Below are 26,045 nucleotides of genomic sequence, written 5' to 3'. Positions count from 1 at the left end.
TGACGCGACAAGCGTTATCACAGCTTAGGCAAAGGATTTGACGCACTCAAGACAGGGCGGGCGCACCGCTGCGGGCGCCGGACGGGCGGCTTCGCGGGCGGCACGAGCGGTGTCATCCGGACGTGCTATAATTTTGGGTTCCCAAAAGTGTGTCCGGCATCGCTTGCCGGAGTCCGGGCTGCCTATCCTGTATCCGGGCCGCCACCGGGGCTGTCTCCGGGCTCCCTTCCGGGCGGCTCCGGCCCGACGCCTGCGGCTGCCGCCGGCCGCCGGCACACCCAACTGTCTCCAGGTTCCTATGACCCGCGCCCTACGCAACATCGCCATCATCGCCCACGTCGACCACGGCAAGACCACGCTCGTCGACCAGCTCCTTCGCCAGTCCGGCACGTTCCGCGAGAACCAGCAGATTGCCGAGCGCGTGATGGACTCGAACGACATCGAAAAGGAGCGCGGGATCACGATCCTGGCGAAAAACTGCGCGGTCGAATACGAGGGCACCCACATCAATATCGTCGACACGCCGGGGCACGCCGATTTCGGCGGCGAGGTGGAGCGCGTGCTGTCGATGGTCGACTCGGTGCTGCTGCTCGTCGACGCGGTCGAGGGGCCGATGCCGCAGACCCGCTTCGTGACCAAGAAGGCGCTCGCGCTCGGCCTGAAGCCGATCGTCGTCGTCAACAAGATCGACCGTCCGGGCGCGCGCATCGACTGGGTGATCAACCAGACCTTCGACCTGTTCGACAAGCTCGGCGCGACCGAGGAGCAGCTCGACTTCCCGATCGTCTACGCGTCGGGGCTGAACGGCTATGCGTCGCTCGATCCGGCCGCGCGCGAAGGCGACATGCGGCCGCTGTTCGAGGCGATCCTCGCGCACGTGCCGGTGCGCCCGGCCGACCCGGACGGTCCGCTGCAGCTGCAGATCACGTCGCTCGACTACTCGACCTACGTCGGCCGCATCGGCGTCGGCCGGATCGCGCGCGGGCGCATCCGTCCGGGGCAGCCGGTCGCGCTGCGCTTCGGCCCGGAAGGCGAGATCGTGAACCGCAAGATCAACCAGGTGCTGTCGTTCCATGGGCTCGAGCGCGTGCAGGTCGATGAGGCGCAGGCGGGCGACATCGTGCTGATCAACGGCATCGAGGAAATCGGCATCGGCGCGACGATCTGCGCGCAGGACACGCCCGAGGCGCTGCCGATGATCACCGTCGACGAGCCGACGCTGACGATGAACTTCCTCGTCAACTCGTCGCCGCTCGCGGGCAAGGAAGGCAAGTTCGTCACGAGCCGCCAGATTCGCGACCGCCTGATGCGCGAACTGAACCACAACGTCGCGCTGCGCGTGCGCGATACCGGCGACGAAACGGTGTTCGAAGTGTCGGGGCGCGGCGAGCTGCACCTGACCATCCTGATCGAGAACATGCGCCGCGAAGGCTACGAGCTGGCGGTGTCGCGCCCGCGCGTGGTGATGCACGAGGTCGACGGCGTGCGCCATGAGCCTTATGAGCTGTTGACGGTGGACGTCGAAGACGCGCATCAGGGCGGCGTGATGGAAGAACTCGGCCGCCGCAAGGGCGAAATGCTCGACATGGCCTCGGACGGCCGCGGCCGCACGCGTCTGGAATATCGCATTCCGGCGCGCGGGCTGATCGGCTTCCAGGGCGAGTTCCTCACGCTTACGCGCGGCACGGGCCTGATGAGCCACGTGTTCGACGAATACGCGCCGCTGCGCGAGGGCTCGCTCGGCGAGCGCCGCAACGGCGTGCTGATCTCGCAGGACGACGGCGCGGCTGTCGCCTATGCGCTGTGGAAGCTGCAGGATCGCGGCCGCATGTTCGTGAAGCCGGGCGACGCGCTCTACGAGGGCATGATCATCGGCATCCACAGCCGCGACAACGACCTCGTCGTGAACCCGATCAAGGGCAAGCAGCTGACCAACGTCCGCGCGTCGGGCACCGACGAAGCCGTGCGGCTCGTTCCGCCGATCCAGCTGTCGCTCGAGTACGCGGTCGAGTTCATCGACGACGACGAGCTGGTCGAGGTGACGCCGCAGTCGATCCGTCTGCGCAAGCGTCATCTGAAGGAACACGAGCGCCGCCGCGCCAGCCGCGAAGCCGCGGTCGACTGACCGCGCGCGCATTGCGCAACGCAGCACGAAAGCCGCCTTCGGGCGGCTTTTTTCGTGGTGACGCTCGGGGTGCGCTCAGTGTGCGCTTAGTGTGCGCTTAGTGTGGCGCTCGGGGTGACGCTCGGGGTGACGCAAGCGGGCCGTCAAGGGTCGACGGGGGCCTGGCCGGGGGCGCGGCAGCGGCGGAACGCGATGGCGACGGCGGGTTGGTTTAAGGCCGCTGAAAGCCCGCTGTGACGGGGCTTCGCGGCACTTCGGCTGCTATCTGCAGTATCCGTTCTGTGATATGCTTGTGCGGATGCAAGTTAAGGTCCTTCCAAGCAAGACTTGATTCGCGCAATCCGCCAAACGGTCAGGCCGTGTCGCGGAAGGTTTGAGCAACCCGCTATTTCTCGAGAAACTCGAAGAAAGGTGAGCGTAACATGATGAAGCAATTCCAGTCGAACTCCTACCTGTTCGGCGGCAATGCTCCGTACGTGGAAGAATTGTACGAGGCATATCTCGATAATCCGGCGTCAGTGCCCGAGAACTGGCGTACCTATTTCGATGCGCTGCAGAACGTTCCCGCATCGGATGGCAGCAGCGCCAACGACGTGGCCCACGGCCCGATCGTCGAGTCGTTTGCGCAGCGGGCCAAGGCCAATGCCTTCATCCCGCGTGCCGCCACCGGCGGCGAAGACCTCGCCACCGCGCGCAAGCAGGTCTATGTCCAGTCCCTCATCGGCGCCTATCGCTTCCTCGGCTCGCAATGGGCCAATCTCGATCCGCTAAAGCGCCGCGAACGTCCCGCCATCCCCGAGCTCGAACCCGCGTTCTACGACTTCACCGAAGCCGACATGGACCAGGAGTTCAGCGCGACGAACCTGTACTTCGGTTTCGAGCGGGCGACGCTGCGCGACATCGTCAAGGCGCTGCGCGACACGTATTGCGGCACGATCGGCGCCGAATACATGTACCTGAGCGACCCGGAGCAGAAGCGCTGGTGGAAGGAGCGGCTCGAATCGATCCGCTCGACGCCGAACTTTTCGGCCGACAAGAAGAAGCACATCCTGAACCGCCTCACCGCGGCGGAAGGCCTCGAGCGCTTCCTGCACACCAAGTACGTCGGCCAGAAGCGCTTCTCGCTCGAAGGCGGCGAGAGCTTCATCGCGTCGATGGACGAGGTCGTGCGGCACGGGGGCGCGCGCGGCGTGCAGGAAATCGTCATCGGCATGGCGCACCGCGGCCGTCTGAACGTGCTGGTCAACACGCTCGGCAAGATGCCGGCGGACCTCTTCGCCGAATTCGAAGGCAAGCACGTGGACGACCTGCCGGCCGGCGACGTGAAGTACCACAAGGGTTTTTCGTCGGACGTCTCGACCGAAGGCGGCCCGGTTCACCTGTCGCTCGCATTCAACCCGTCGCACCTCGAAATCGTCAATCCGGTGGTCGAAGGCTCCGCGAAGGCACGCATGGACCGCCGCGGCGACGACAACGGCCTGCAGGTGCTGCCGGTGCAGATCCACGGCGACGCGGCCTTTGCCGGCCAGGGCGTCGTGATGGAAACGCTGAACCTCGCGCAGACGCGCGGCTACGGCACGCACGGCACGCTGCACATCGTCATCAACAACCAGATCGGCTTCACGACGTCGGATCCGCGCGACTCGCGCTCGACGCTGTACTGCTCGGACGTCGTCAAGATGATCGAGGCGCCGGTGCTGCACGTGAACGGCGACGATCCCGAGGCCGTCGTGCTCGCCACGCAGATCGCGATCGACTTCCGGATGCAGTTCCACAAGGACGTCGTCGTCGACATCGTCTGCTTCCGCAAGCTCGGCCACAACGAGCAGGACACGCCGGCGGTCACGCAGCCGCTGATGTACAAGACCATCGCCAAGCATCCGGGCACCCGCGCGCTGTACGCGGAGAAGCTCGTGCAGCAGGGCGTGATCGGCGCGGACGACGCGGACGAATTCGTGAAGGCCTACCGCCGCGCGATGGACGAGGGTCATCACACGGTCGACCCGGTCCTGTCGAACTACAAGAGCAAGTACGCGGTCGACTGGGTGCCGTTCCTGAACCGCAAGTGGACCGACGCCGCCGATACCGCGGTGCCGCTCGCGGAGCTCAAGCGTCTGGCCGAGCGCATCACGACGATCCCGGAAAACTTCAAGGTGCACCCGCTCGTCGAGCGCGTGATCAACGACCGCCGCGCGATGGGCCGTGGCGAAGCGAAGCTCGACTGGGGCATGGGCGAGCACCTGGCGTTCGCGTCGCTGCTCGCATCGGGCTACGCAGTGCGCCTGACCGGTCAGGACTCGGGCCGCGGCACCTTCACGCACCGCCACGCGGTGCTGCACGACCAGAACCGCGAGCGCTGGAACGACGGCACCTACGTGCCGCTGCAGAACATCGCCGACGGCCAGGCGAAGTTCACGGTGATCGACTCGGTGCTGTCCGAAGAAGCGGTGCTCGGCTTCGAATACGGCTACTCGACCGCGGAGCCGAACACGTTCGTCGCCTGGGAAGCGCAGTTCGGCGACTTCGTGAACGGCGCGCAGGTCGTGATCGACCAGTTCATCTCGTCGGGCGAAGTGAAGTGGGGTCGCGTATCGGGCCTTACGATGCTGCTGCCGCACGGCTACGAAGGCCAGGGTCCGGAGCACTCGTCCGCGCGGATCGAGCGCTTCCTGCAGTTGTGCGCGGAGCACAACATGCAGGTCGTGCAGCCGACCACGCCGGCGCAGATCTTCCACCTGCTGCGCCGCCAGATGATCCGCCTGTTCCGCAAGCCGCTGATCGTCTTCACGCCGAAGTCGCTGCTGCGTCACAAGGAAGCCGTGTCGGACCTGTCGGAACTGGCGAAGGGCTCGTTCCAGACCGTGATCGGCGAAGTGGACGAAGCGATCGACGCGAAGAAGGTCAAGCGCGTGGTCGCGTGCTCGGGCCGCGTGTACTACGACCTCGTCGCGCATCGCCGCGAGGCGAAGGCGAACGACGTCGCGATCGTGCGGATCGAGCAGCTCTATCCGTTCGGGCACAAGCAGTTCGAAGCGGAAATGAAGAAGTACGACAACGCGACCGAAGTGGTGTGGGTGCAGGACGAACCGCAGAACCAGGGTCCGTGGTTCTACGTCGAGCATCACCTGCGCGAAGGCATGAGGGAAGGCCAGAAGCTCGCGTATAGCGGCCGTCCGGCCTCGGCCTCGCCGGCAGTCGGCTACTACGCGAAGCACTACGAGCAGCAGAAGGCGCTGATCGAAGGGGCATTCGGCCGTCTGAAGAGCGCGTCGATCGTCAAGTAACGTCAACAGACGAACCGGGAAAGCGCCGCGCGCTTTCCCGCACTGCGTTTGACGGCTCGCTCACGGTTCGCAGACGGTTCGTTGTCACCCGATACGTATTCAGGAAAATCACAATGGCTATTGTAGAAGTCAAGGTTCCCCAGCTTTCGGAGTCGGTTTCGGAAGCCACCATGCTGCAGTGGAAGAAAAAGCCGGGCGAAGCGGTTGCCCAGGACGAAATTCTCATTGAAATCGAAACCGACAAGGTCGTGCTCGAAGTGCCGGCGCCCTCCGCGGGCGTGCTCGCGCAGGTGATCGCGAACGACGGCGACACGGTCGTCGCCGAGCAGGTGATCGCGAAGATCGACACCGAAGGCAAGGCGGGCGCCGCCGCGATCGAAGCGGAAGTCAAGCCCGCCCCGGTCGCCACCCCGGCGCCGGCCGCCCAGGCCGCCGCCGCACCGGCGGCAAGCACGGCCGCCTCGCCGGCCGCGACGAAGCTGATGGCGGAAAAGAATCTGGGCGCGGCCGACGTTGCCGGCTCCGGCCGCGACGGCCGCATCACGAAGGGCGACGTGCTCGCTTCCGGCGCGCCGGCCGCGAAGGCCGCGCCGGCTGCCGCTCCCGCGCCGCGGGCCGCGAAGCCGTCGCTGCCGGACGTGAAGGCGCCGGCTTCGGCCGATGCATGGCTGAAGGATCGCCCGGAGCAGCGCGTGCCGATGTCGCGTCTGCGCGCGCGGATCGCCGAGCGCCTGCTCGAATCGCAGCAGACCAACGCGATCCTCACGACGTTCAACGAAGTGAACATGGCGCCGGTCATGGACCTGCGCAACAAGTACAAGGACCGCTTCGAGAAGGAACACGGCGTGAAGCTCGGCTTCATGTCGTTCTTCGTGAAGGCGGCCGTGCACGCGCTGAAGAAGTTCCCGCTCGTGAACGCGTCGATCGACGGCAACGACATCGTCTATCACGGCTACTTCGACATCGGCATCGCGGTCGGTTCGCCGCGCGGCCTCGTCGTGCCGATCCTGCGCAACGCGGATCAGATGAGCCTCGCGGACATCGAGAAGAAGATCGCCGAGTTCGGCCAGAAAGCGAAGGACGGCAAGCTGTCGATCGAGGAAATGACCGGCGGCACGTTCTCGATCTCGAACGGCGGCGTGTTCGGCTCGATGCTGTCGACGCCGATCATCAACCCGCCGCAGTCGGCGATCCTCGGCGTGCACGCGACCAAGGAGCGCGCGGTGGTCGAGAACGGCCAGATCGTGATCCGTCCGATGAACTATCTCGCGCTGTCGTATGACCACCGGATCATCGACGGCCGCGAAGCGGTGCTGTCGCTGGTCGCGATGAAGGACGCGCTGGAAGACCCGGCGCGCCTGCTGCTCGACCTGTAAGCCCGGGCCCGGGTCACGCCCGGGCCGCATTTGTCCGCATTGCGCAGTACCCGGAGCGCGCGCCGCGAAGCGCGGCCGCGCCGCTTCGTCATCCAAAGGATTGTCATGTCCAAAGAATTCGACGTCGTCGTGATCGGTGCCGGTCCCGGCGGCTACATCGCGGCCATTCGCGCGGCACAGCTCGGCAAGTCGGTGGCCTGCATCGAAAAGTGGAAGAACCCGGCCGGTGCGCTGAAGCTCGGCGGCACGTGCCTGAACGTCGGCTGCATTCCGTCGAAGGCGCTGCTCGCGTCGTCCGAGGAGTTCGAGAACGCGCAGCACCATCTGGCCGATCACGGCATCGCGGTGTCGGACGTGAAGATCGACATTGCGAAGATGCTGGGCCGCAAGGAATCGATCGTCGAGAAGATGACCAAGGGCATCGAGTTCCTGTTCCGCAAGAACAAGATCACGTGGCTCAAGGGTCATGGCAAGTTCACCGGCCGCACCGACGCCGGCGTGCAGATCGAGGTGAGCGGCGAAGGCGAAACCGAAGTCGTCACCGCGAAGAACGTGATCATCGCGACGGGCTCGAAAGCCCGCCACCTGCCGGGCATTCCGGTCGACAACACGATCATTGCCGACAACGAAGGCGCGCTCAGCTTCGACACGGTGCCGAAGAAGCTCGCCGTGATCGGCGCGGGCGTGATCGGTCTGGAGCTCGGCTCGGTCTGGCGCCGCCTCGGCGCCGACGTGACGGTGCTCGAAGCGCTGCCGGAATTCCTCGGCGCGGCCGACCAGGCGCTCGCGAAGGAAGCGGCCAAGCAGTTCAGAAAGCAGGGTCTCGACATTCACGTCGGCGTGAAGGTCGGCGAGGTGAAGAACACCGGCAACGGCGTCACGCTGAACTACACCGACAAGGACGGCAACGCGCACACGCTCGAAGCCGACCGTCTGATCGTGTCGGTCGGCCGCGTGCCGAACACCGACAACCTCGGCCTCGAGGCGATCGGCCTGAAGGCCGGCGAACGCGGCTTCATCGACGTGGACGACCACTGCGCGACCGCGGTGCCGAACGTCTACGCGATCGGCGACGTGGTGCGCGGCCCGATGCTCGCGCACAAGGCCGAAGACGAAGGCGTGCTGGTGGCCGAGGTGATCGACGGCCAGAAGCCGCACATCGACTACAACTGCATTCCGTGGGTGATCTACACCGAGCCGGAAATCGCATGGGTCGGCAAGACCGAGCAGCAGCTGAAGGCGGAAGGCCGCGAAATCAGGACCGGCCAGTTCCCGTTCATGGCCAACGGCCGCGCACTCGGCATCAACAAGGCGGAAGGTTTCGTCAAGATGATCGCCGATGCGAAGACCGACGAGCTGCTCGGCGTGCACGTCATCGCGGCGAACGCGTCGGATCTGATTGCCGAGGCCGTGGTGGCGATGGAGTTCAAGGCGGCCTCCGAGGATATCGGGCGCATCTGCCATCCGCACCCGTCGTTGTCCGAAGTGATGCGCGAGGCGGCGCTCGCCGTCGACAAGCGCGCACTGAACATGTGATGCGCACCCGTCGCGCTCCCTGATCGCACGATGCATCACGACGAAGGCGGGCGGGGTCGACCCCGTCCGCCTTCTTTTTTTGCCGCCATAGCATGAACGTCACCGAGTACTACGAAAAGGAACTGCAGAATCGCGGTTATCAATCCGACCCGGCGCAACGCGCGGCGGTGGACCGTCTGCAGCAGTGCTTCGATGCGTGGAGCGCGTACAAGGCGCGCCGCTCGAACGCGTTCAGGAAGCTGCTGATCCATCCGGAACTGCCGCGCGGCATCTATATGTGGGGCGGCGTCGGGCGCGGCAAGAGCTTCCTGATGGATAGCTTCTATTCCGTCGTGCCGCTCACCCGCAAGACGCGTTTGCACTTTCACGAGTTCATGCGCGAGGTGCACCGCGAACTCGAAGAGCTGAAAGGGCAGGCCGACCCGCTCGACGAGCTCGCGCGCCGCATCGCGCGCCGCTACCGGCTGATCTGCTTCGACGAATTCCACGTGTCCGATATCGCGGATGCGATGATCCTGTATCGGCTGCTGGACCGGCTGTTCACGAACGGCGTGCAGTTCGTGATGACGTCCAATTACGATCCGGACACGCTCTATCCCGACGGCCTGCACCGCGATCGCATGCTGCCGGCAATCGAGCTGCTGAAGGCGCGGCTCGACGTGATCAACGTCGATGCCGGCATCGACTACCGCCAGCGCACGCTGTCACAGGTTTCCGTCTATCACACGCCGCTCGGCGCCGCGTCCGACAAGGCGCTGCGCGCGGCGTTCGCGAGCCTCGCCGCGGTGCCGGACGAAAGTCCGATCCTGCATATCGAGAAGCGCGAACTGAAGGCGCTGCGCCGCGCCGACGGCGTGGTCTGGTTCGACTTCGCGACACTGTGCGGCGGTCCGCGCTCGCAGAACGACTATCTCGAACTGGCGAGCCGCTTCCACGCGGTGATCCTGTCCGGCATCCCGCAGATGAGCGCACGCATGGCATCCGAGGCGCGCCGCTTCACGTGGCTCATCGACGTGTTCTATGACCACAAGGTGAAGCTGCTGATGTCGGCGGCGGTGCCGGCGGAAGTGCTCTACACCGACGGACCGATGGCCAACGAGTTCGCGCGCACGGTGTCGCGGATCGTCGAGATGCAGTCGCGCGAATATCTGGACGCGCCGCGCCGGCTGGTCGATACGTCGCTGACCTGATGCGTCCGCTGCCGGCTTCGCGTGCGTGAGCGCGTGAGCCGGCACGAGGCAGGGTGCGCCTGCGCGCAAGCCGGGCAGTCATTTTCAAGATTCGGATTGGTCTTATGTTCGCCCGACGGGCGAGCCGATATCTTCGTTGTCATGGTCCATTGACAGCGGAGAATTCCATGACCCCGTATCGCGATATCAACGACGAAGAATGGCAGCGCGTCGCGCCGCAGCTCCCTGAACTGCGTCCGCGTTCCGAATTGCGCGGCCGTCCGCTCGCCAACACGCGCGCCGTGCTCAACGGCGTGCTGTGGGTAATGTACAGCGGCGCCACCTGGTCGGCCATGCCGCGCCGCTACCCGTCCTATCAGACCTGCCACCGGCGCTTCAAGGCGTGGCACGAGTCCGGTGCGCTCAGAGGCATCATGCAGGAGCTCTACGGCGAGTCGGGCGACGAACTGGTCAAGATAATGGAGTCGCGCATGCGCATTCATGCCGGCGCGGAGCAGAAGCTTGCGCAAAGCCAGGACGTCAAGGCGCTGGGCGTGGAAACCTCCAGCGCGGCGAACCCGCTGTCCAGTAGCCCGTCGGTCTTCGACTACGCGGACGCGTACAAGCACGCGGCCTGACGGGCCGCGCCCAGCGCGCTGTCTTTATCCGGCCGGCCGACGTGCGTCGCCGGCCGGCTTTTTCGCGGGCAATAGAGTGCGGCCGCCGCTTATTGCTCGCGAATCCAGGTCTGCGACCGGCCCAGCAGCGAAATGCCGATGTAGCCGCGGACCACGAGCTTGCTGCCATCGTCTTCAAGGTGCATCTTGCACTTGTAGATCTTGCCGTTTTCCGGGTCGAGGATCCTGCCGCCGTCCCAGACGCCGTTATCCGGCTTCATGTCGTTCAGGATCGTCATGCCGAGGATCAACTGATCCTTGCGCGAATCCGTGCACGCGGTGCAGCGGCGATCGGGCTGGTCGTTCGGGCCGAGCCCCTTGATCACCTTGCCTTCGAGCGTGCCGTCGCCGTCCTGGGTGATCTGTACGAGCGCTTTGGGCTTGCCCGTGTGATCGTCGATGGTTTTCCAGACGCCGACCGGCGAGGCCGCATCGGCGAGCGCCGAGGCGGCACTGGCCAGCAGCACGCCGGCGATGGCGGCATGTTTCGCCATACGTGCAAACGTGGCGCGCGTCGGCGCGCGGAGCGGGGCAAAGTGCGTCATTGTCTTCCTCCTTGATGAACGGTTCGCGCGATCGTGGTCGCGACGTCTTGTGTGTGCGGCGTGCCGCGCGCGCGTGGCGCGGCACGCGATCATGCAGCGTGTCGCCGCAGCATACGTCATCCTGGCGGCGAAACCGCGCAGGCCGATTGATAGTGGATCCTCTAATCGAGCCGTCGCGGCGCGCTAGTTCAACTGGTACGAAAACGTCGCGTTGACCCGCGGACTGCGCGACGGGCTCTCGATCGGCGCATCGCCCACCGCGCGCGCGACCGACAGGTCGAGCGAGTAATACTTCGCGTCGGTGACGCGAAAGCCCAGCGCGAACGAGGCGAGTCTCGCCGGGGCAGGCATGCCTGCGTGCAGGTAGACACGCGCCATGTCGAACGAGACATAGGGCGTGAACGTCTGCAGGTACCGGTAGCCCGGCGTGAAGCCGCGATTGATTTCAAACGACGCGGCCCATCCCGAATCGCCGGACGCCTCGCCGGGCTCGTACCCTTGCGCGAAATGCTGCGCACCGAACGAGATCTGCTCGGAGGGCGGCAGCGAATCGGGGCTGTACTGGCCGATCATCGCAATGGCGGTGCCGATCTTCATCGGCCATTCGTTGGTCTGCGAGAAGCTCGCGCCGGTGCGCGTGAAGTTCAGCGATATCGGATTGGTCTCGACGACGCCCGGAATATTCGATTCGCCCGCTTTCGACGCACCGAGCACATTGAACCCCTGCGCGACGTCGATGCTTGCCTTGCGCACCTGGCCGGTCGCCACGCTCGCGTAATCGGCCTGCAATTGCAGCACCCGCACCTGCGAGCGCAGCCCGATCTGCGCGCCGTTGATCGTGTTCGCGTAGCGGTCCTCGTCGTGCGACGCGTAGGCGGATACCGTGCCGATCACGCTCTGGCTGTTGCTGAGCAGAAGCGGATAGGCGAGCGAGCCGCCGAGCTTGTCGTTGATCACCGTGCTCTTGACGTACGAGGGCAGGCCCGTGTTGATCGGATTGCCGCTGTAGTGCGATGCGTTGATCTTCGCGATCAGCCCGTCGCTGCCGATCGGCAGCGCGCCGTTCACCGCGAGGTACGTGATGTTTTCCGGGCCCTTCGGCAGCAGCGCCGACACGCTCAGCTGCTCGCCGAGCGAGGTCAGCCCGTTCTCCGTCGCGGTGAGCAGCCCCTGCACACCGGGCTGGTTGGCGGCGATCCCGGTGCTGAAATTGACCGTCTTGTGCGTGACTTTCAGTTCGAGCGTGGTTGCGCCGTCGGTATTTTTCGGCGGCGGCACGTTCGCGGCGACGCTAATGCCGGGCAGCAGCCCCAGCACGTTGATGTAGCGCTCGAAGGTCGCGTGACGCAGCGGGCGGTCCTGCTGGATATGCGCGGCGATCGCGCGAATCTTCGCTTCCTCCCGGCCCGGGTCGCCGGTGATGTCCACCGTCGACACATAGCCCTCCACCACCGTGACGCGCACCACGCCGTTTTCGAAGTGTTGCGCGGGAATGAACGCGAACGACAGCGCATAGCCGCGCGACTGGTAGAGCTTCGTCACGCCGTCCGCGATCTGGATCAGCTCGCCGATCGTCACGTCCTTGCCGACGAGCGGTGTGAAGCGCTGCGCGACCTCGGCGAACGGAAGGGATTTCACGCCCTCGACTTCGAACTTCTTCGGCGTCAGGTGGGTGGCGAGCAACGCCTGCAGCCGCGGTGCCTGTGGCTGCACCTGGAGTGTCACCTTCGGCCCCTTGTCGGGCGCCGTGACCTGCGGCAGCGCGTTGAGGGGATTGCCACCCGGTGTGGCGATGCCGGCGGGGGGCGCGCCCAGCGCCGGTGGGCCCCCCGGCGCTCTCGACTGCGCATGGACGGTGCTGGCCGCGGCGGCCGCCAGCAGAAGGGTGCATCTGCGATACCCGCGTTTCATGTGCTTTCCTCGTAGGCCCTTTTGTTATGGAGTGGGCATGCCGGTCTGGCCCGACCGGTCATGCCCGCCCGTGTGTGGCTTCGCGCATACTGCCATGAGTTTGCGCGCGGCGCCACGTGCGCCGTTCGGTGCGGCGCACCTGTTCGCTGCCGGATGCAATGAAAATTACTACGGACTACTTATGTTGTACCAGCGCGAGGCCGCCCAACACGGATCCGAGACCGCCCGTCGCCGTGGACGACGAGCCCGTCGCGCTGCCGAGCGCGCCCGTCACCTGACTCACGAGGCCCGTGACCGGCGCGAGCAGCGAGCTGCCCGCACTGCTGCCGGTCGCGCTGCCGAGCGTGCTGGTGACGGCCGACAACGGGTTCGAACTGCCGAGTGTGCTGGTGACGGCCGACAACGGGTTCGCGCTGCCGAGCGTGCTGGTGACGGCTGACAGCGGGTTCGAACTGCTCGTGGCGCCGGTCAGCGTCGAGGTGAGCGAGCTGAGCGGTCCGCCGCTGAGCAGCGAAGTGACCGATGCGAGCGGCGTGCCGCTCGTGGCCGTCGTCAGCGCGGACAGCGGCGTGCCGCCGACCACCGAGGTGAGCGAGCTGAGCGGACTGCTGCCGAGCCCGAGGCTGGCGAGCGCCGCGTTCAGCGGCCCGAGCGGGCCGTTGGCCGCTGCGCCGGTCGGCGGCCCGCCGGCCACGGCGACGTTCGAACTGCCAACCAGGCTCGTGATCAGACCGGGAATCGGCGCGGCGCCGTTCGGGCCATTCGGGTTCACGAGACCGCCCGCATTCGTGACGGTATTGCCGAGCGCACCGACCACGTTGCCGACATCGCTGCCGATCGGGTTCTGCGTCGATGCACCGACCGTCGTGCCGGCTGTCGTGAGCGCGCCGCCCACCTGGGCGAGCACGCCGGAGACCGGCGTCGCGAGGCCGCTGTCGGTGCCGACGGTCTGCGTGAGGACGTCCGCGCTCTGCACGATCGGCGTGATCGCGGTGCTGAGCGGTTGCGTGATCTGCTGCACCGGTGCTGACGAGAGCGAGTTGCCGAGCGTCGCGCCGCCCGCGTTCAGTGCGTTGGCCACCGTGTCGAGCGTGCTCGCGAGCGGCGTGGTCACCGGCGCCAGCGGCGCGAGGTTGCCGGTGCCGAGGCCGCCGACCGTCGTGGCGAGGCCTTGCGCCACGCCGCTCGTCGAGCTGACGACCGAGCCGAGCCCGGCCACCGTGGTGCCGACGGGATTGGCCGTCGAACCGGTCTGGCCGATGCCGTCGCTGACGGCGTCCGCGAGGGCGTTCAGCGTGCCGCTCGTGGCCGATACGGTGTTGCCGAGGCCTTGCGTGACCTGCGGACTCAGCCCCGGGATCGTTTGCGATGCGATCGTGCTGCCGACATCGCTGACGGTCTTCGAGACGGTCGTCACGACGCCGGACGTGCCGGTGGAGCCGGTGGTCGTCGTGGTGCCGCCGTTCGAGCCGCCGCCGGTCGGGCTGGTCGACGCGCTTGACGGCACCGTGACGCCGTTGCCGCCGCAGGCGCTCAGCAGGCACGCGAGCGCGATGGCCGTCAACGGGGCGCGCGCCGCGCGGGGAAGGGGGAAAGATACGTTGGACATGTGTGCTCCTCGAGGTCTTCTGGATTTCGTGGGAGGGCGCGCGTCGAGGGTGTCGAGTGTCCGTTCCGGCGCGGCTCGCTTCAGATCGGGCGCCATGCACGGCATGCCGTGCATGGCGCCGTCACGGTTACTTCTTGCTGATGCCGCCGAGCAGGCCGCCTACCAGCGACGTGACCGGCGACAGCAGGCTGCCCGCAGCGGTACTGCCGCTCGTGGACGACAGCCCGCTTGTGAGTCCGCTTGTGAGTGCGCTGCCCGATGCGGTCGAACTGCCCTTGCTTGCCGCGCTGCTCACCGTGCTCGTCACGCTGCCAAGCAGGCTCGTGACGGGTGCGAGCGGACCGCTGCCGGTGGTGCCGCCCGCTGCGCCGGTCACGCTGCTGAGCAGGCTCGTGACGGGAGCCAGCGGACCGCTGCCGGTGGTGCCGCCTGCAGCACTGGTCACGCTGCTGAGCAGGCTCGTGACGGGTGCGAGCGGACTGCTGCCGGTGGTGCCGCCCGCAGTACTGGTCACGCTGCTGAGCAGGCTCGTGACAGGGGCGAGCGGGCCGCTGCCGGTGCTGCCGCCTGCCGCCGAGCTCAACCCGCCGAGCAGCGCCGAGAGCGGCGCAGCCGGATTTGTCGAGCCGCCCGTCAGCAGGCCGCCGACCGATGCGACGGTGGTGCCGGTGCTGCTGACCACGTTGCCGAGCCCGCTCGTGACCGGGTTGTTGCCGGTCGCGGCGATCGTACTGCCGGCCTTGCCGAGGCCGCTGCCAAGGGTCGCGAGCAGGCCGTTCACCGGCGTGCCGAGACCGCTCGCGGTGCCGACGGTTTCAGTTGTGGACGCAAGCATCGACGTGATCGGCGTGATCGCGGTGCTGAGCGTCTGCGTGACCTGCTCGACCGGACCGCTCGATAGCGCGGTGCCGAGCGTGCTGCCGCCATTCGTCACTGCGCTGCCCACGGTGCCGAGCGCGCTGCCCAGCGGCGAGGTCACTGCTGCAAGCGGCGCGAGCGGTCCGCTGCCGAGACTGGTGACGAGGTTGCCCGTATCGCTCACGGCATCGCCGACGTTGCCGACGACTCCGCCCACGCTCGCGACGGTCGTGCCGACCGGGTTGCCGCCGGTGCCGAGCTGACCGAGCCCTGACGTGACGCCGTTGCCGAGCGTCGACACCGCGTTGCCGACGTCCTCGACCACCGCGCCCGCGGACTGCGTGGTCGCCGCGCTCAGCCCCGGGACCGATTGCGAAGCGATCACCGAGCCCACGCCCGACACGGTGGAGCCCACATTGCTCACGACGTCGCCGGTGTTGCCTGCCACCGTGCCGAGCGCATTGGCGACGGCTGTCGTGCCGCCGGTGCCGGTCGTGCTGCCGCCGGAGCTGTTCGACGAGGTACTCGTCGAACCCGAATCCGTGGTCGATGCACCGGACCCGTCGGCGCCCGTCGAACCGCTGCCGGTGGTCGTCAGCGTGCCACCCGCACTCCCGCTTCCCCCCGTCCCCGTCTGACCCTGGCTCAACGTTCCCGAACCGCCGCACGCGGCGAGCGACAGCATGGCTGTCACTGCCGCGGCGATCATCGTTGTCCGAATCGTGTGGTTGATCGTTTGAATTGTCATGTCGCCCTCGCATCGCATGTGTTGTTGGTTGGTGCCGCGGTCTACTCTCTGCAACAGCCGTGCCATTCGGCTCCCGGCACGCGCCGGAAAAATGCGCTGAATGGCGCAGAAAGCAGATACCGCGTGGATTTGCGGGCGATTGATGGAGCGTTTTTCGAATGAAAAGCGGATCGAATAACGCAGTAAAGAAAACGTTTGCGGGGATTGCGTAACGTAACGAACCTGCTTTGCCGTTACGGCGAATGGCGTAACGTCGGCGGTCGCGTAACGCTTGAAACGGCGCGCTCAAACGCGGAATTAGTCACTTCAATCTAAACTATGGTTAGTCCTATGTACGCTGTCGCACCCGCGCGCGCTAATCTGTGTGGACAGACAAAGGCAAACAGATTAGAAAAACCGCCGCCACCAATTGCCTAAATGACTTTGTTGCGTTATAAATCGGCCAAGCACTGGTTTAGACGAGGAGGTGCGATATCGAACAGACGGCTGACTCAAGTTGCTAGCGACAGTCCGGCTGCGATGAAATGGATGCGACAGTGCATTTGACCCGTGAGTGCCGACAGAGAGAATCGGCGCGCACAGCACTGCCAACATGCGTCCCGCGCAGCGCGAAAATCAACGAATACAGCAGTTCCGAGGGCAAAATGAAAAAGTTCACCACAAGCTTCCTGAGAGATAACAAAGGGGTTACGGCCATCGAGTACGCGCTGATTGCGGGGTTGATCGCAGTCGCGCTGGTGACGTCGATCAACGGCGTCACGACGGCGATCGAGGGCGTGTTCACCTCTATTACAAACGCGCTATGACGAGCTGACCGCGCAACGGCGGTCGCTCCTGCAGGCGCAAACATCGTCGGGGCCGGCCTCGCGGCCGGTCTTCGTTTGTTCTCCGCAGTCGCGCTGCCCGGTGCGGCGAGGGCGGGCATCGTGATGCCGCGCCCCGGCCTGTCTCGTCCATCGAGTCTTCGATGAATCTCATCGTCGTCGCCTGCGCGATGTTCGCGCTCTGGGCTGTGGCGGTCGCCGCAAGCGACTTCCGCTACCGGCGCGTCACGAACGCGCTCGTCGTCGCGGGCCTCGCGGCTGCGGGGCTGTGCGCGGCGTTCGCGCGCGCGCCGTTTGGCGTGTCGCCCGGCGGCGCCGCGCTCGGCGCCGTGGTGGGGTTGCTCGCGTTGCTGCCGTTTTTTGCGCTGGGTGTGATGGGCGCTGCGGATGTGAAAGTGTTCGCGGTGCTGGGCGCATGGTGCGGCGTGCACGCGCTTGCGGGCCTGTGGATCGCCGCGAGCCTCGCGGGCGGTGTGCATGCGCTGTGGGTGCTGGGCGCGACGCGCGGCCCCCTTGCCGCGCTCGCGGCGAACCGTGGCCGTACGTTTGCGCTCGGCAGCCGCCGCGGTGCACCCTACGCGGCGTTCCTGACGCTCGCGGCGCTCGGCTGGCTCGCGTGGCTCGGCCTCGCGGGAGGCGTGCGATGACGCGTGCACGCAACATCGCAGCGCCCCGCAGGCATGCCGATGCGGCACGCGCGCGCGCGTCGCGCGGCGTCGCCGCCATCGAGTTCGTGATGGTGTTTCCGCTTTTCTTCACGCTGCTGTACGGGATCGTCACGTTCAGCCTGATTTTCGTCGCCGAGCAGAATCTGACGCTTGCCGCTGAAGAAGGCGCGCGCGCCGCGCTCAACTACCAGCAGGCCAGCAGCGTCGCGGCCGCGCTGAGTGCGCGCACGGCTGCCGCGTGCAGCGCGGCGAGCAACATGGTGGCGTCGATCGTCAGCAGTGCGCACTGTGTGGCGAACGCCACGTCGTGCAGCTACAACTCGGCCATGGATTGCGTGAACGTCACGCTCACCTACGACTATGCCGCCACGCCGCTCGTGCCGACGCTGCCGCTGATGAAGTTCGTCGTGCCGGCCACGCTTGCCAGCAGTGCCACCGTTCAACTCAACCCGGAAAACCTGCTGTGATCCGACGCTCCGTTTGCCGATCCGAGACTGCGCGTGCGCAGCGCCCATGTGACCGGCCGCGCTGCGCGCCGACCCGGTGGGACGCCGCGTGATGTCAAAGCCGAACCTCACCCGAATCCTCGCTGGCGTGCTGATCGCGCTCGCGCTGCTGCTGGGCTTTCTCGCGTGGTCGTTGTCGCGCCGCCCGCCCGTGCGCGCATCCGCGACCCTTGTGCGCGCCAGCTTTCCGGTGGTGGTCGCGGCGCGCACGCTGGCCGCCGGCGAGCCGATTTCGCCCGGCGCGTTGCGCGTCGAGGCGCTGCCGATCCACCCGAACGGTGCGTTCTCCGATCCGGCGCAACTGACGGGGCGCGTGCCGACCGTGGCGATCGGCGTCGAGACGCCGGTGCTCGCCTCGCAACTGTCGTCGGGACTGGCGGAAGAAATCGGCCCCGGCGAGCGCGCGGTGGCGGTGCGCGTCGATGAGGACAACGCGGTGGGCAGCCGTCTGCGCCCGGGCAACATGGTCGACGTTTTCTTCACGCTCAAGCGCGACAACAACGGCCTGGGCGGCACGGAGATCGCGCGCAGCCAGGCGCGCCTGCTGCTGTCGAAGGTCCGCGTGCTGGCCTTCGGCAACGCGACCGCGGGCACCGACGCGCAGGGCGGCATGAACAGCATCGTGCACACCGCCGTGCTGGCGGTGCCGGTGGCCGACGTCGACGAGCTGACGCTCGCACAGGCGTCGGGCCGGCTCGTCTTCGCCCTGCGCAATCCAAAGGATAACGAAATAATCGACGCGGCCGCGTTCGCGCCGCCGCGCGGCGTGCTGAAGCTCGCGGCGAACGTGCCGCCCGGGGTGGCCGCGCAAGCGCTGACCCGCGCGGCCCAGGGGCTTGCGCTCGACGAACTGTCTGGCGCGGCGGGGAGCGCGACCGCGCATGCCGCGCCGGGCGAACCGCGGCCGCGGCCCGCGGAGCGCGGCGAGGCGGGGCGGGCGTACGGCAGCATCGAAGTGATACGAGGCGGGCAGGCCGGGATGGTCGCCCGATAGGCCTTTGAGCGGGCGGCCACGGGCGTCCAGGAGAATATGAAAAAACGTATTGATGCATGCCAGACGGGGCTTTGGCTGGTCGCGGCGATGCTGTCGGCGGCGCCCGCGTGCGCGGCCGACGCGTTGCCGCGCACGCTCGACATCACGGTCGGCACACAGCGGACGCTCGCCGATACCGGCGCGCTGGAGCGCGTCGCGGTCGGCGACCCGAGCGTGGCCGACGTGCTGGTGCTGCGCGGCGAGCGGCACGGCGGACTGCTGCTGATCGGCAAGTCGCCGGGCACGACCACGGTGATGCTCTGGGAGCGCGGCCGTACCGCGCCGCTGACGTATACGGTGAATGTGACGACCGCGGCGGCGCGCGCGCTGCTCGGCCCGCAGACGCCCTCGGTCAGAACGCTCGGCGATACCGCGCTGATCACGGGTTCGGCCGCGACGATGGAGCAGCATCAACGCGCGGTGGCCGTCGCCGACGCGCAGGCGCGCGCCCGGGCGGCCGCGCTCGCCGACGCGAACGCAGCGAGCGGCGGCGCGGGACTGCCGGCCGGCAAGGGCACGGGCGGGCAGGGCGCGGCCAGCAGCGGCGGTAGCGGCGGTAGCGGCGGCGGCAGCGGCGGCGCGGCCGGCAGTGGCGCGGTGGTCGACCTGTCGACGGTGGCCACGCGTCCGGTGGTGCAGGTCGACGTGCGGGTCGTCGAATTCAGCCGCTCGGTGCTCAAGGAGGTCGGGCTGAACATCCTGAAGCAGAACAACGGCTTCTCGTTCGGCTCGTTTGCGCCGTCGGCGCTGACGTCGGCGACGTACGGCGCGTCGCCGCAGTTCCAGTCGACCTCGCCGATCTCGTCCGCGTTCAACCTGGTGTTCAATTCGGCGACGCGCGGCCTTGCCGCCAACCTGAGCCTGCTCGAGAGCAACGACCTTGCGCGCGTGCTGGCCGAGCCGACGCTCGTCGCGCTGTCGGGGCAAAGCGCGAGCTTTCTGGCCGGCGGCGAGATTCCGGTGCCGGTGCCGCAGGGGCTCGGCACCACGTCGATCGAATTCAAGCCGTACGGCGTGGGGCTCACGCTCACGCCGACCGTGCTGAGTCCCGAGCGCATCGCGCTGAAGGTGGCGCCGGAGGCGAGCGAGCTCGACTTCACCAACGCGGTGACGATCGACGGCGTGTCGGTGCCGGCCATCACCACGCGGCGCGCCGACACGACGGTCGAGCTCGGCGACGGCGAGAGCTTCGTGATCGGCGGGCTGATCGATCGCGAGACGCTGTCCAACGTGTCGAAAGTGCCGCTGCTGGGCGATCTGCCGATCATCGGCGCGTTCTTCAAGCAGTTGAGCTATTCGCAGGCGGACAAGGAGCTGGTGATCATCGTCACGCCGCATCTGGTGTCGCCGATCGCGCGGGGCGCGGCGTTGCCGGCGCTGCCGGGCGAGCAGTCCGAGCAGCGCGACGGGCCGGTCTGGCGCGCGCTGCTCGGCGGCGCGCTGTCCTCCGATGCGGCGCCGGGATTCTCGCGATGAGCGCGGCGGCACATGCCGGGACGCGCGGCTCATGCGGCGTGGAGAGCGATTCGGCGGCTGCGCGGGCGCAGCCGCATGGGGAAGTGCGACATGAACGCGAGAACGCTGTCATTGACTGAACGGGCCGTCACCGATTATTTCGTGTTCGCGTCGCTGGCCGACGCGCACGTGCACTGGCTATCGGATACGCTCGTGTCCGCGGGCGCGGTCGAGTCGGCGACGCTCGACGCGGCGCTGCTCACGCAGCGCATTGCGGCGCTCAATCCGTCGCTCGTGTTCGTCGACTTTTCCGGCGGGCGCGCCGCGGCGGCGAGCGCGGCGAGCGCGGCCGTGCGCGCCGCGTATCCGGGTCTGCAGATCGTCGCGGTCGGCTCGCTTGCCGAGCCCGAGAGCGCGCTCGCCGCGCTGCGCGCGGGCGTGCGCGACTTCGTCGATCTCGCGGCGCCGGCCGAGGATGCGCTGCGCGTCACACGCTCGGTGCTCGACAACCTCGTCGAGCCGGTCAGCCGTCACGGCCGTCTGACCGTGCTGCTCGGCGCGCGGGTCGGGATGGGCGTGAGCACGCTCGCGACCAACCTGGCCGTGCTGCTGCACCGGCGCGACGCGGTGTGCGGCAAGCAGGCCGTGCTGTTCGATCTCGGCCTGCCCGGCGGCGACGGCGCGCTGCTGCTCAACACGCGTTGCGAATTCCATTTCGTCGACGCGGTGCGCAACCTGCGCCGCTTCGACCAGACCTTCGTGCATACCGCGCTGTCGCATCACGCGAGCGGCCTTGCGCTCACGTCGCTGCCGCCGGATCTGGGCGAGATGCGCGAGGTCTCGTATGCGGGCGCGGTGAGCCTGTTCAACCGGCTGCGCGCGTTCTTCGACCAGCAGATCGTCGATCTCGGCGGCTTCAGCAACAACGAGTTCATCGCGCAGGCGGTGCAGGCCGCGGACGATGCGTGGCTCGTCTGCGATCAGGGCGTCGCGTCGATCGTGTCGGCCGTCGGCGTGCTCGACGGCTTGCGCGAAGCCGGCGTCGGCACCGACAACGTGCACCTGATCGTCAACCGGTTCGATCCGGATCTCGGTCTCGCTGCCGCGCAGATCGCGCAGCGGCTCGAATTGCCGCTGCTCGCGACGCTGCCGGAGCGCCGCGTGCCGCTCGGGCAGGCCGCGAATCACGGCACGCTGCTTGCCGACACGGCGCCGCGCGACGCCTACGTGCGGGCGCTCGAACCGCTCGTCGAGCGGCTCGGCGGCGCGTCCCAGGGCGCCGAGCCGCGCGGCCGCGCGGCGCTCGGTGCGCTGCGGCGCTTCATTCCAACCTCCAGCAAGCGGTCATAGACGAGATGGCTAAAGACATCGAATTCGCCGACGACGCGCCTTCGTTCGCGCAAAGCCAGCAGTTCCAGGACATCAAGAACGCGGCGCACGAGCATCTGCTCACGCGCATCGAGGAGCTCGGCGCGGAGTTCGGCCGCTGGTCGCGCAACGCGATCAACCAGTTCGTCGACCTCGAAATGGACAGCTTCGTGCGGCTGCGCCGGATTCCGATCAACGAGAGCGAGGTGCGGCTGATTGCCGAGGCGCTCACCAAGGAGCTGGCGGGCTTCGGGCCGATCGAGGACCTGCTGAACGATCCGGCGGTCGAGGACATCCTCGTGAACGGCTACAACGACGTGTACGTGTCGCGCCACGGGATCCTCGCGAAGATTCCGGTGCGCTTCGCGGACAACGCGCATCTGCTGCGGATCGTCCGGCGTATTCTCGCGCCGATCGGGCGGCGTCTGGACGAGTCGAACCCGATGGTCGACGCGCGGCTGCCCAACGGCGGACGCGTGAACGTCGTGATCGAGCCGCTCTCGATCGACGGGCCGGTCGTGTCGATCCGCAAGTTCCGCAAGGATCCGCTGCGTCCCGACGACCTGCTCGGCAACGGTACCTACAACGCGGAGATCGGCGCGCTGCTCGAAGCCGCGGTGGCGGCGCGGTGCAACGTGCTCGTGTCCGGCGGCACGAGCTCGGGCAAGACCTCGCTGCTGAACGCGCTCGCGTTTCATATCCCCGAGGCCGAGCGCGTCGTGACGATCGAGGACACCGCCGAGCTGTCGCTGAACCACCCGCACGTGGTGCGCCTCGAAAGCCGCCCGGGCGGCTTCGACGGCGCGGGCGTCGTGTCGATACGCGACCTGCTGCGCAACACGCTGCGGATGCGCCCGGATCGCATCATCGTCGGCGAAGTGCGAGGCGGCGAAGTGCTCGAAATGCTGCAGGCGATGAATACCGGCCACGACGGCTCGATGGGCACCGTGCACGCGAGTTCGCCGCGCGAATGCCTGTACCGGCTCGAAATGCTGGCGGGCTTCGCGGGCTTTCAGGGCACCGAGTCGAGCCTGCGGCGGCAGATCGCCAACGCGATCGACTTCATCGTGCAGATCGGGCGGCTCTCGAACGGGCGCCGGCGCATCCTGTCGGTCACCGAGGTCACGGGTCTGTCCGACAACATCATCGCAACCCAGGAGCTGTACCGCTACGAGCCGCTGCCGACGCAGGAGGGCGACGAGCTCGACAACTGGACCTCGCTCGGCATTCATCCGCATTCGCCGAAGCTCGCGCGCTTCCGGCAGGCGCTGGGCGCCGGCGAGCCGCAGGAGCGCTTCGGCGGCTTCGGCGGGGGCTTCAATGTCTAGCGCGCTGCTCGTCGTCATCGCGCTTGCGCTGGTCTGCGCGGCGCTCGCGCTGCTGCTGCTGCAGCGCGATGCGCAGCGCAAGGAGCAGGCCGGCGCCGAGCGCTTCATCGACAGCCGGATGGCGCCTGCCGCAGCGGCCCCCGGTGCGGCCGCGCCGCGCGGCGCCGCGGCGCCGCGGCCGGGGGGCGCGGGGGGCGCGGGGTGGGCGGCCACGGCCGCCGCGCGCGGGGCGCAAGGGGTGCATGCTCAGCACGCTCAGCAGGGGCTGCACAGTCCGCAGGCGCCGCGCGGGCGCCTCGCCGCGCTGACGCTGCGCGCGCGGCACGCGCTCGATACGCTGATGAGCCGCGCCGGCATCGCTCATGCGCGCGCGCTCGCGCTCGTCACGCTGGGCGCGGCGCTGCTGTTGTGCGTGAGCGCGGCGCGCGAAGGCGGCCTCGCGGCGGCGACCGTCGCGCTGCTCGCATGCCTGTGCTTCGTCGCGTTCCTGCTGTCGATGCGGATGCAGCGGCGGCGCCGGGCGATCGTGCGGCAGCTGCCGTCGTTCCTCGACGGCATCGTGCGGCTGATCACGCTCGGCAACAGCGTGCCGGCGGCGTTTCAGGGCGCGCTGCTGAGCACCGAGGCGCCGCTGCGCGACTGCCTCGACCAGGTGTCGCGGATGCTGCGCACCGGCGTCGAGATCGATCGCGCGCTGTCGCTCGCGGCGCTGCGCTATGGCGCCCGCGAGCTCGAACTGGTCGGCGCGGTGCTGCGGCTGTCGGTCAAGTACGGCGGCCGCGCGGACGTGATGCTCGACCGCATGGCGTCGTTCATGCGCGATCTCGAACAGGCGGAGCACGAACTCGCCGCGATGTCCGCGGAAACGCGCCTGTCGGCGTGGGTGCTCGCGCTGATGCCGGTCGGCATCGGTGGTTTGCTGATTCTTGGCAATCCGCATTATTTCGGCGCGATGTGGTACGACCCGTTCGGGCGCGATCTCGTGTATCTCGCGTTTGCGCTGCAGATCGTCGGCGCGTGGGTGCTGTACCGGATGACCCGGCTCGGAGGCCGCTGATGCAAAGCAACCAGCTCGCCGCCCTCGCGTTCGCCTTGCTCGCGCTCGCGTTGCTGCTGATCGCGGGGCTCGCGCTGGCGCGCGCGGCTGCCGCGCGGCGCAGCGAGCGCACGCTCGCGCGCGCGCTCGACCAGCGCGCGCAGCACAGCGCACCGTCCGCGGCGGGCGCTGCGTCGCCGTCGTCCGCGTCGCCGCTCTCGGCGGGGGCGGCGTCCTCGTCGTCGTCCGCGCCGCCGGCGCGCGACCCGGGCAGACTCGTCGAGCGCTTCGCACGGATGGGCGCCGGCTGGCTCGATACGCGCGCCGGCCGCCAGCTCGTCGCGCCGGAGGACCGGCGGCTGCTCGAACAATGCGGCTTTGTCGATACGCGGGCGCGCAGCCTGTTTCTCGTCGCGCGGCTTGCCGGCGCGATCGTGCTGCCGGTGGCCGTCGCGATGCTGGCGGCGGGGCACGTGAGCAGCGGGCGCGAGGCGGTCTTCGTCGCGTTCGCGCTGATCGGCGGCTTCATGCTGCCGAAGATCTATATCCAGCGCCGCGCCGCCGCGCGCCGGCGCGCCGTCGTCGACGAGCTGCCGATGCTGGTCGATCTGTTGCGCCTGCTGCAGGGTGTCGGGCTGTCGCTCGACCAGAGCCTGCAGGTGATGGTCGGCGATTTTCGCGGCGTGCTGCCGGTGCTGTCGCGCGAACTGGAGATCGCGCAGCGTCAGTTCGTCACTGGCCGCACGCGCGAGCAGTCGCTGCAGCGGCTCGCGTCGAGTTACGAAAACGAGGATCTGCGCGCGATCGTGCGGCTGCTCGTGCAGGTCGACCGGCATGGCGGCGCGGTGCAGGAACCGCTCAAGCAGTTCGGCGACCGGCTGCGCGAGGTGCGTCGCGCGATGCTGCGCGAACGGGTCGGACGGCTCGCCGTCAAGATGACCGGCGTGATGGTGGTCACGCTGCTGCCGGCGCTGATGATCGTGACCGCCGGGCCGGGCATTCTCGCCGTCACGCATTCGCTGCAGAACACGAAACGTTAGGAATCCGCGATGACCGCCTTACCGACCCCGATGTCTCTTGCCGCGCGCGCGGGCCTTCGCGCGGCGGCGCTCGGCGCGCTCGCGCTGCTCGGCGCGTGCTCGGCGACGACCGGCTACGGCGTCGGCGCGCAGGCCGAGCGCGCGGCCGAGATGCAGCAGGCGAGCCGCGATCCGGCACCGGCCGCACCGGATGTCTATCTCGACCTGATCGGCCGGATGCAGGCTCGCGGGCTGTACTTCGCGTCGCTTGCGCATATCGACGCGTACGAGAAGCAGTATGGGATGTCGCCGCGCGCCGAATTGCTGCGCGCGGACGCGCTGCGCATGACGGGCCAGCCGCAGGCCGCGGCCGCCGTTTATACGAAGCTGCTGGACACGCCGCTCGCGGCGCGCGGGCATCGCGGGCTCGGCCTGCTGGCGGGCGCGGCGGGCGACTTCCGCGGGGCCGCCGCCCAGTTGCAGGACGCGGTGCGGCTCGCGCCGACCGACGCGGCCACGCTGTCGGACCTCGGCTATGCGCAGCTGCGCGCGGGCGACGCGAGCGGCGCGCGCGTGCCGCTGATGAAGGCGGCCGAACTCGATCCGGGCAATCCGCGGATCATCAGCAACGTCGCGCTCTACCTGCTCGCGCAGGGCGACGACGCGCGCGCGACGGCGCTGATGGACGCGCAGCATCTGGACGCGGACGTGCGCGCGGCCATCCGCCGCGACGCGCTGGCGGTGGCCGGCGCGCAACGCGTCGCTGCGTACGCGCCGGCGCCGCACGCGGCGACGCGGGCGGGGGAGGCGGACGCCGCGGCGCACACAGCGGACGCGGAGAACGTGGCGAACACGGCGAACACGGCGAACACGGCGGCGCATCGCCCGGCGCCGCTCGCGAGCGCGCAGGATCTCGTGCTCGCGCCGCCGCTGTTGCAGCGTTTTTCACAATGACCGGCGCCCGCGCGAG

At 68.1% G+C, this 26,045-nt stretch carries 20 protein-coding genes; 16 read left to right on the top strand and 4 right to left on the bottom strand.

The features are described from left to right. Window positions 1-298: 298 nt before the first annotated feature. The 6 genes from typA to AC3AP7_RS09730 all read left to right on the top strand — a co-directional run bounded on the left by typA (window position 299) and on the right by AC3AP7_RS09730 (window position 10,128). Window positions 299-2,125 carry a translational GTPase TypA gene (gene typA, locus AC3AP7_RS09755; RefSeq protein WP_475763576.1) on the top strand — a complete coding sequence of 609 codons (1,827 nt, stop codon included), beginning with the start codon at window positions 299-301 and terminating at the stop codon, window positions 2,123-2,125. 422 nt (window positions 2,126-2,547) lie between these two features. After that, the gene (locus AC3AP7_RS09750; protein WP_475763578.1) at window positions 2,548-5,409 is read left to right on the top strand and encodes a 2-oxoglutarate dehydrogenase E1 component; all 2,862 of its coding nucleotides are present in this window, start codon (window positions 2,548-2,550) and stop codon (window positions 5,407-5,409) included. A gap of 113 nt (window positions 5,410-5,522) precedes the next feature. After that, the gene (gene odhB, locus AC3AP7_RS09745) at window positions 5,523-6,785 is read left to right on the top strand and encodes a 2-oxoglutarate dehydrogenase complex dihydrolipoyllysine-residue succinyltransferase (protein ID WP_475763580.1); all 1,263 of its coding nucleotides are present in this window, start codon (window positions 5,523-5,525) and stop codon (window positions 6,783-6,785) included. Between the two features lie 105 nt (window positions 6,786-6,890). Next, window positions 6,891-8,321 carry a dihydrolipoyl dehydrogenase gene (gene lpdA / locus AC3AP7_RS09740; RefSeq protein ID WP_475763582.1) on the top strand — a complete coding sequence of 477 codons (1,431 nt, stop codon included), beginning with the start codon at window positions 6,891-6,893 and terminating at the stop codon, window positions 8,319-8,321. Window positions 8,322-8,413: 92 nt separating this feature from the next. Continuing rightward, the gene (gene zapE, locus AC3AP7_RS09735; protein ID WP_475763584.1) at window positions 8,414-9,511 is read left to right on the top strand and encodes a cell division protein ZapE; all 1,098 of its coding nucleotides are present in this window, start codon (window positions 8,414-8,416) and stop codon (window positions 9,509-9,511) included. A 167-nt stretch (window positions 9,512-9,678) separates the two neighbouring features. Continuing rightward, window positions 9,679-10,128 carry a transposase gene (locus AC3AP7_RS09730; protein WP_475763586.1) on the top strand — a complete coding sequence of 150 codons (450 nt, stop codon included), beginning with the start codon at window positions 9,679-9,681 and terminating at the stop codon, window positions 10,126-10,128. A gap of 89 nt (window positions 10,129-10,217) precedes the next feature. On the opposite strand, the gene AC3AP7_RS09725 is transcribed toward AC3AP7_RS09730, so the two are convergent. The 4 genes from AC3AP7_RS09725 to AC3AP7_RS09710 all read right to left on the bottom strand — a co-directional run bounded on the left by AC3AP7_RS09725 (window position 10,218) and on the right by AC3AP7_RS09710 (window position 15,838). Further along, window positions 10,218-10,661, bottom strand: coding sequence for a DUF2147 domain-containing protein (locus tag AC3AP7_RS09725; RefSeq protein WP_475763588.1), 444 nt, complete (start codon window positions 10,659-10,661; stop codon window positions 10,218-10,220). Window positions 10,662-10,895: 234 nt separating this feature from the next. Further along, the gene (locus AC3AP7_RS09720; RefSeq protein ID WP_475763590.1) at window positions 10,896-12,623 is read right to left on the bottom strand and encodes a ShlB/FhaC/HecB family hemolysin secretion/activation protein; all 1,728 of its coding nucleotides are present in this window, start codon (window positions 12,621-12,623) and stop codon (window positions 10,896-10,898) included. Window positions 12,624-12,798: 175 nt separating this feature from the next. Continuing rightward, on the bottom strand, window positions 12,799-14,232 hold the full coding sequence (locus AC3AP7_RS09715) for a collagen-like triple helix repeat-containing protein (protein ID WP_475763592.1): 1,434 nt from the start codon (window positions 14,230-14,232) through the stop codon (window positions 12,799-12,801). A gap of 127 nt (window positions 14,233-14,359) precedes the next feature. After that, window positions 14,360-15,838, bottom strand: coding sequence for a collagen-like triple helix repeat-containing protein (locus AC3AP7_RS09710; protein WP_475763594.1), 1,479 nt, complete (start codon window positions 15,836-15,838; stop codon window positions 14,360-14,362). A 644-nt stretch (window positions 15,839-16,482) separates the two neighbouring features. Between AC3AP7_RS09710 and AC3AP7_RS09705 the strand changes: the two genes are divergently transcribed. The 10 genes from AC3AP7_RS09705 to AC3AP7_RS09660 all read left to right on the top strand — a co-directional run bounded on the left by AC3AP7_RS09705 (window position 16,483) and on the right by AC3AP7_RS09660 (window position 26,029). After that, entirely contained in the window at window positions 16,483-16,644 is a 162-nt protein-coding gene (locus AC3AP7_RS09705; RefSeq protein ID WP_475763596.1) for a Flp family type IVb pilin, read from the top strand. 161 nt (window positions 16,645-16,805) lie between these two features. Beyond that, entirely contained in the window at window positions 16,806-17,309 is a 504-nt protein-coding gene (locus AC3AP7_RS09700) for a prepilin peptidase (protein ID WP_475763598.1), read from the top strand. Beyond that, window positions 17,306-17,797 (top strand): TadE/TadG family type IV pilus assembly protein, encoded by a 492-nt coding sequence (locus tag AC3AP7_RS09695; RefSeq protein ID WP_475763600.1) that lies wholly within the window; start codon window positions 17,306-17,308, stop codon window positions 17,795-17,797. The genes AC3AP7_RS09700 and AC3AP7_RS09695 overlap by 4 nt, the downstream gene beginning before the upstream one ends. 91 nt (window positions 17,798-17,888) lie before the next feature. Next, window positions 17,889-18,830 carry a Flp pilus assembly protein CpaB gene (gene cpaB, locus AC3AP7_RS09690; protein WP_475763602.1) on the top strand — a complete coding sequence of 314 codons (942 nt, stop codon included), beginning with the start codon at window positions 17,889-17,891 and terminating at the stop codon, window positions 18,828-18,830. A 36-nt stretch (window positions 18,831-18,866) separates the two neighbouring features. Further along, on the top strand, window positions 18,867-20,345 hold the full coding sequence (locus AC3AP7_RS09685) for a type II and III secretion system protein family protein (RefSeq protein WP_475763604.1): 1,479 nt from the start codon (window positions 18,867-18,869) through the stop codon (window positions 20,343-20,345). Window positions 20,346-20,435: 90 nt separating this feature from the next. Then, entirely contained in the window at window positions 20,436-21,674 is a 1,239-nt protein-coding gene (locus tag AC3AP7_RS09680; RefSeq protein WP_475763606.1) for a fimbrial protein, read from the top strand. Window positions 21,675-21,679: 5 nt separating this feature from the next. Then, the gene (locus tag AC3AP7_RS09675; RefSeq protein WP_475763608.1) at window positions 21,680-23,020 is read left to right on the top strand and encodes a TadA family conjugal transfer-associated ATPase; all 1,341 of its coding nucleotides are present in this window, start codon (window positions 21,680-21,682) and stop codon (window positions 23,018-23,020) included. Continuing rightward, window positions 23,013-24,077: a type II secretion system F family protein gene (locus AC3AP7_RS09670; protein WP_475763610.1), complete on the top strand. Its 1,065-nt coding sequence runs from the start codon at window positions 23,013-23,015 to the stop codon at window positions 24,075-24,077. Before AC3AP7_RS09675 ends, AC3AP7_RS09670 begins: the two co-directional genes overlap by 8 nt. After that, on the top strand, window positions 24,077-25,096 hold the full coding sequence (locus AC3AP7_RS09665; protein ID WP_475763612.1) for a type II secretion system F family protein: 1,020 nt from the start codon (window positions 24,077-24,079) through the stop codon (window positions 25,094-25,096). The genes AC3AP7_RS09670 and AC3AP7_RS09665 overlap by 1 nt, the downstream gene beginning before the upstream one ends. Window positions 25,097-25,105: 9 nt before the next feature. Further along, the gene (locus tag AC3AP7_RS09660; protein WP_475763614.1) at window positions 25,106-26,029 is read left to right on the top strand and encodes a tetratricopeptide repeat protein; all 924 of its coding nucleotides are present in this window, start codon (window positions 25,106-25,108) and stop codon (window positions 26,027-26,029) included. Window positions 26,030-26,045 lie beyond the last annotated feature (16 nt).

This window comes from Paraburkholderia sp. PAMB 6770 (genome assembly GCF_057748135.1).
This window is presented reverse-complemented; position numbering and strand designations above follow the sequence as displayed.

Excerpts from the sequence above, each read along its gene's own strand:
- typA (WP_475763576.1), top strand. The coding sequence starts at position 299 with ATGACCCGCGCCCTACGCAACATCGCCATCATCGCCCACGTCGACCAC.
- AC3AP7_RS09750 (WP_475763578.1), top strand. The coding sequence starts at position 2,548 with ATGATGAAGCAATTCCAGTCGAACTCCTACCTGTTCGGCGGCAATGCT.
- odhB (WP_475763580.1), top strand. The coding sequence starts at position 5,523 with ATGGCTATTGTAGAAGTCAAGGTTCCCCAGCTTTCGGAGTCGGTTTCG.
- lpdA (WP_475763582.1), top strand. The coding sequence starts at position 6,891 with ATGTCCAAAGAATTCGACGTCGTCGTGATCGGTGCCGGTCCCGGCGGC.
- zapE (WP_475763584.1), top strand. The coding sequence starts at position 8,414 with ATGAACGTCACCGAGTACTACGAAAAGGAACTGCAGAATCGCGGTTAT.
- AC3AP7_RS09730 (WP_475763586.1), top strand. The coding sequence starts at position 9,679 with ATGACCCCGTATCGCGATATCAACGACGAAGAATGGCAGCGCGTCGCG.
- AC3AP7_RS09725 (WP_475763588.1), bottom strand. The coding sequence starts at position 10,661 with ATGGCGAAACATGCCGCCATCGCCGGCGTGCTGCTGGCCAGTGCCGCC.
- AC3AP7_RS09720 (WP_475763590.1), bottom strand. The coding sequence starts at position 12,623 with ATGAAACGCGGGTATCGCAGATGCACCCTTCTGCTGGCGGCCGCCGCG.
- AC3AP7_RS09715 (WP_475763592.1), bottom strand. The coding sequence starts at position 14,232 with ATGTCCAACGTATCTTTCCCCCTTCCCCGCGCGGCGCGCGCCCCGTTG.
- AC3AP7_RS09710 (WP_475763594.1), bottom strand. The coding sequence starts at position 15,838 with ATGACAATTCAAACGATCAACCACACGATTCGGACAACGATGATCGCC.
- AC3AP7_RS09705 (WP_475763596.1), top strand. The coding sequence starts at position 16,483 with ATGAAAAAGTTCACCACAAGCTTCCTGAGAGATAACAAAGGGGTTACG.
- AC3AP7_RS09700 (WP_475763598.1), top strand. The coding sequence starts at position 16,806 with ATGAATCTCATCGTCGTCGCCTGCGCGATGTTCGCGCTCTGGGCTGTG.
- AC3AP7_RS09695 (WP_475763600.1), top strand. The coding sequence starts at position 17,306 with ATGACGCGTGCACGCAACATCGCAGCGCCCCGCAGGCATGCCGATGCG.
- cpaB (WP_475763602.1), top strand. The coding sequence starts at position 17,889 with ATGTCAAAGCCGAACCTCACCCGAATCCTCGCTGGCGTGCTGATCGCG.
- AC3AP7_RS09685 (WP_475763604.1), top strand. The coding sequence starts at position 18,867 with ATGAAAAAACGTATTGATGCATGCCAGACGGGGCTTTGGCTGGTCGCG.
- AC3AP7_RS09680 (WP_475763606.1), top strand. The coding sequence starts at position 20,436 with ATGAACGCGAGAACGCTGTCATTGACTGAACGGGCCGTCACCGATTAT.
- AC3AP7_RS09675 (WP_475763608.1), top strand. The coding sequence starts at position 21,680 with ATGGCTAAAGACATCGAATTCGCCGACGACGCGCCTTCGTTCGCGCAA.
- AC3AP7_RS09670 (WP_475763610.1), top strand. The coding sequence starts at position 23,013 with ATGTCTAGCGCGCTGCTCGTCGTCATCGCGCTTGCGCTGGTCTGCGCG.
- AC3AP7_RS09665 (WP_475763612.1), top strand. The coding sequence starts at position 24,077 with ATGCAAAGCAACCAGCTCGCCGCCCTCGCGTTCGCCTTGCTCGCGCTC.
- AC3AP7_RS09660 (WP_475763614.1), top strand. The coding sequence starts at position 25,106 with ATGACCGCCTTACCGACCCCGATGTCTCTTGCCGCGCGCGCGGGCCTT.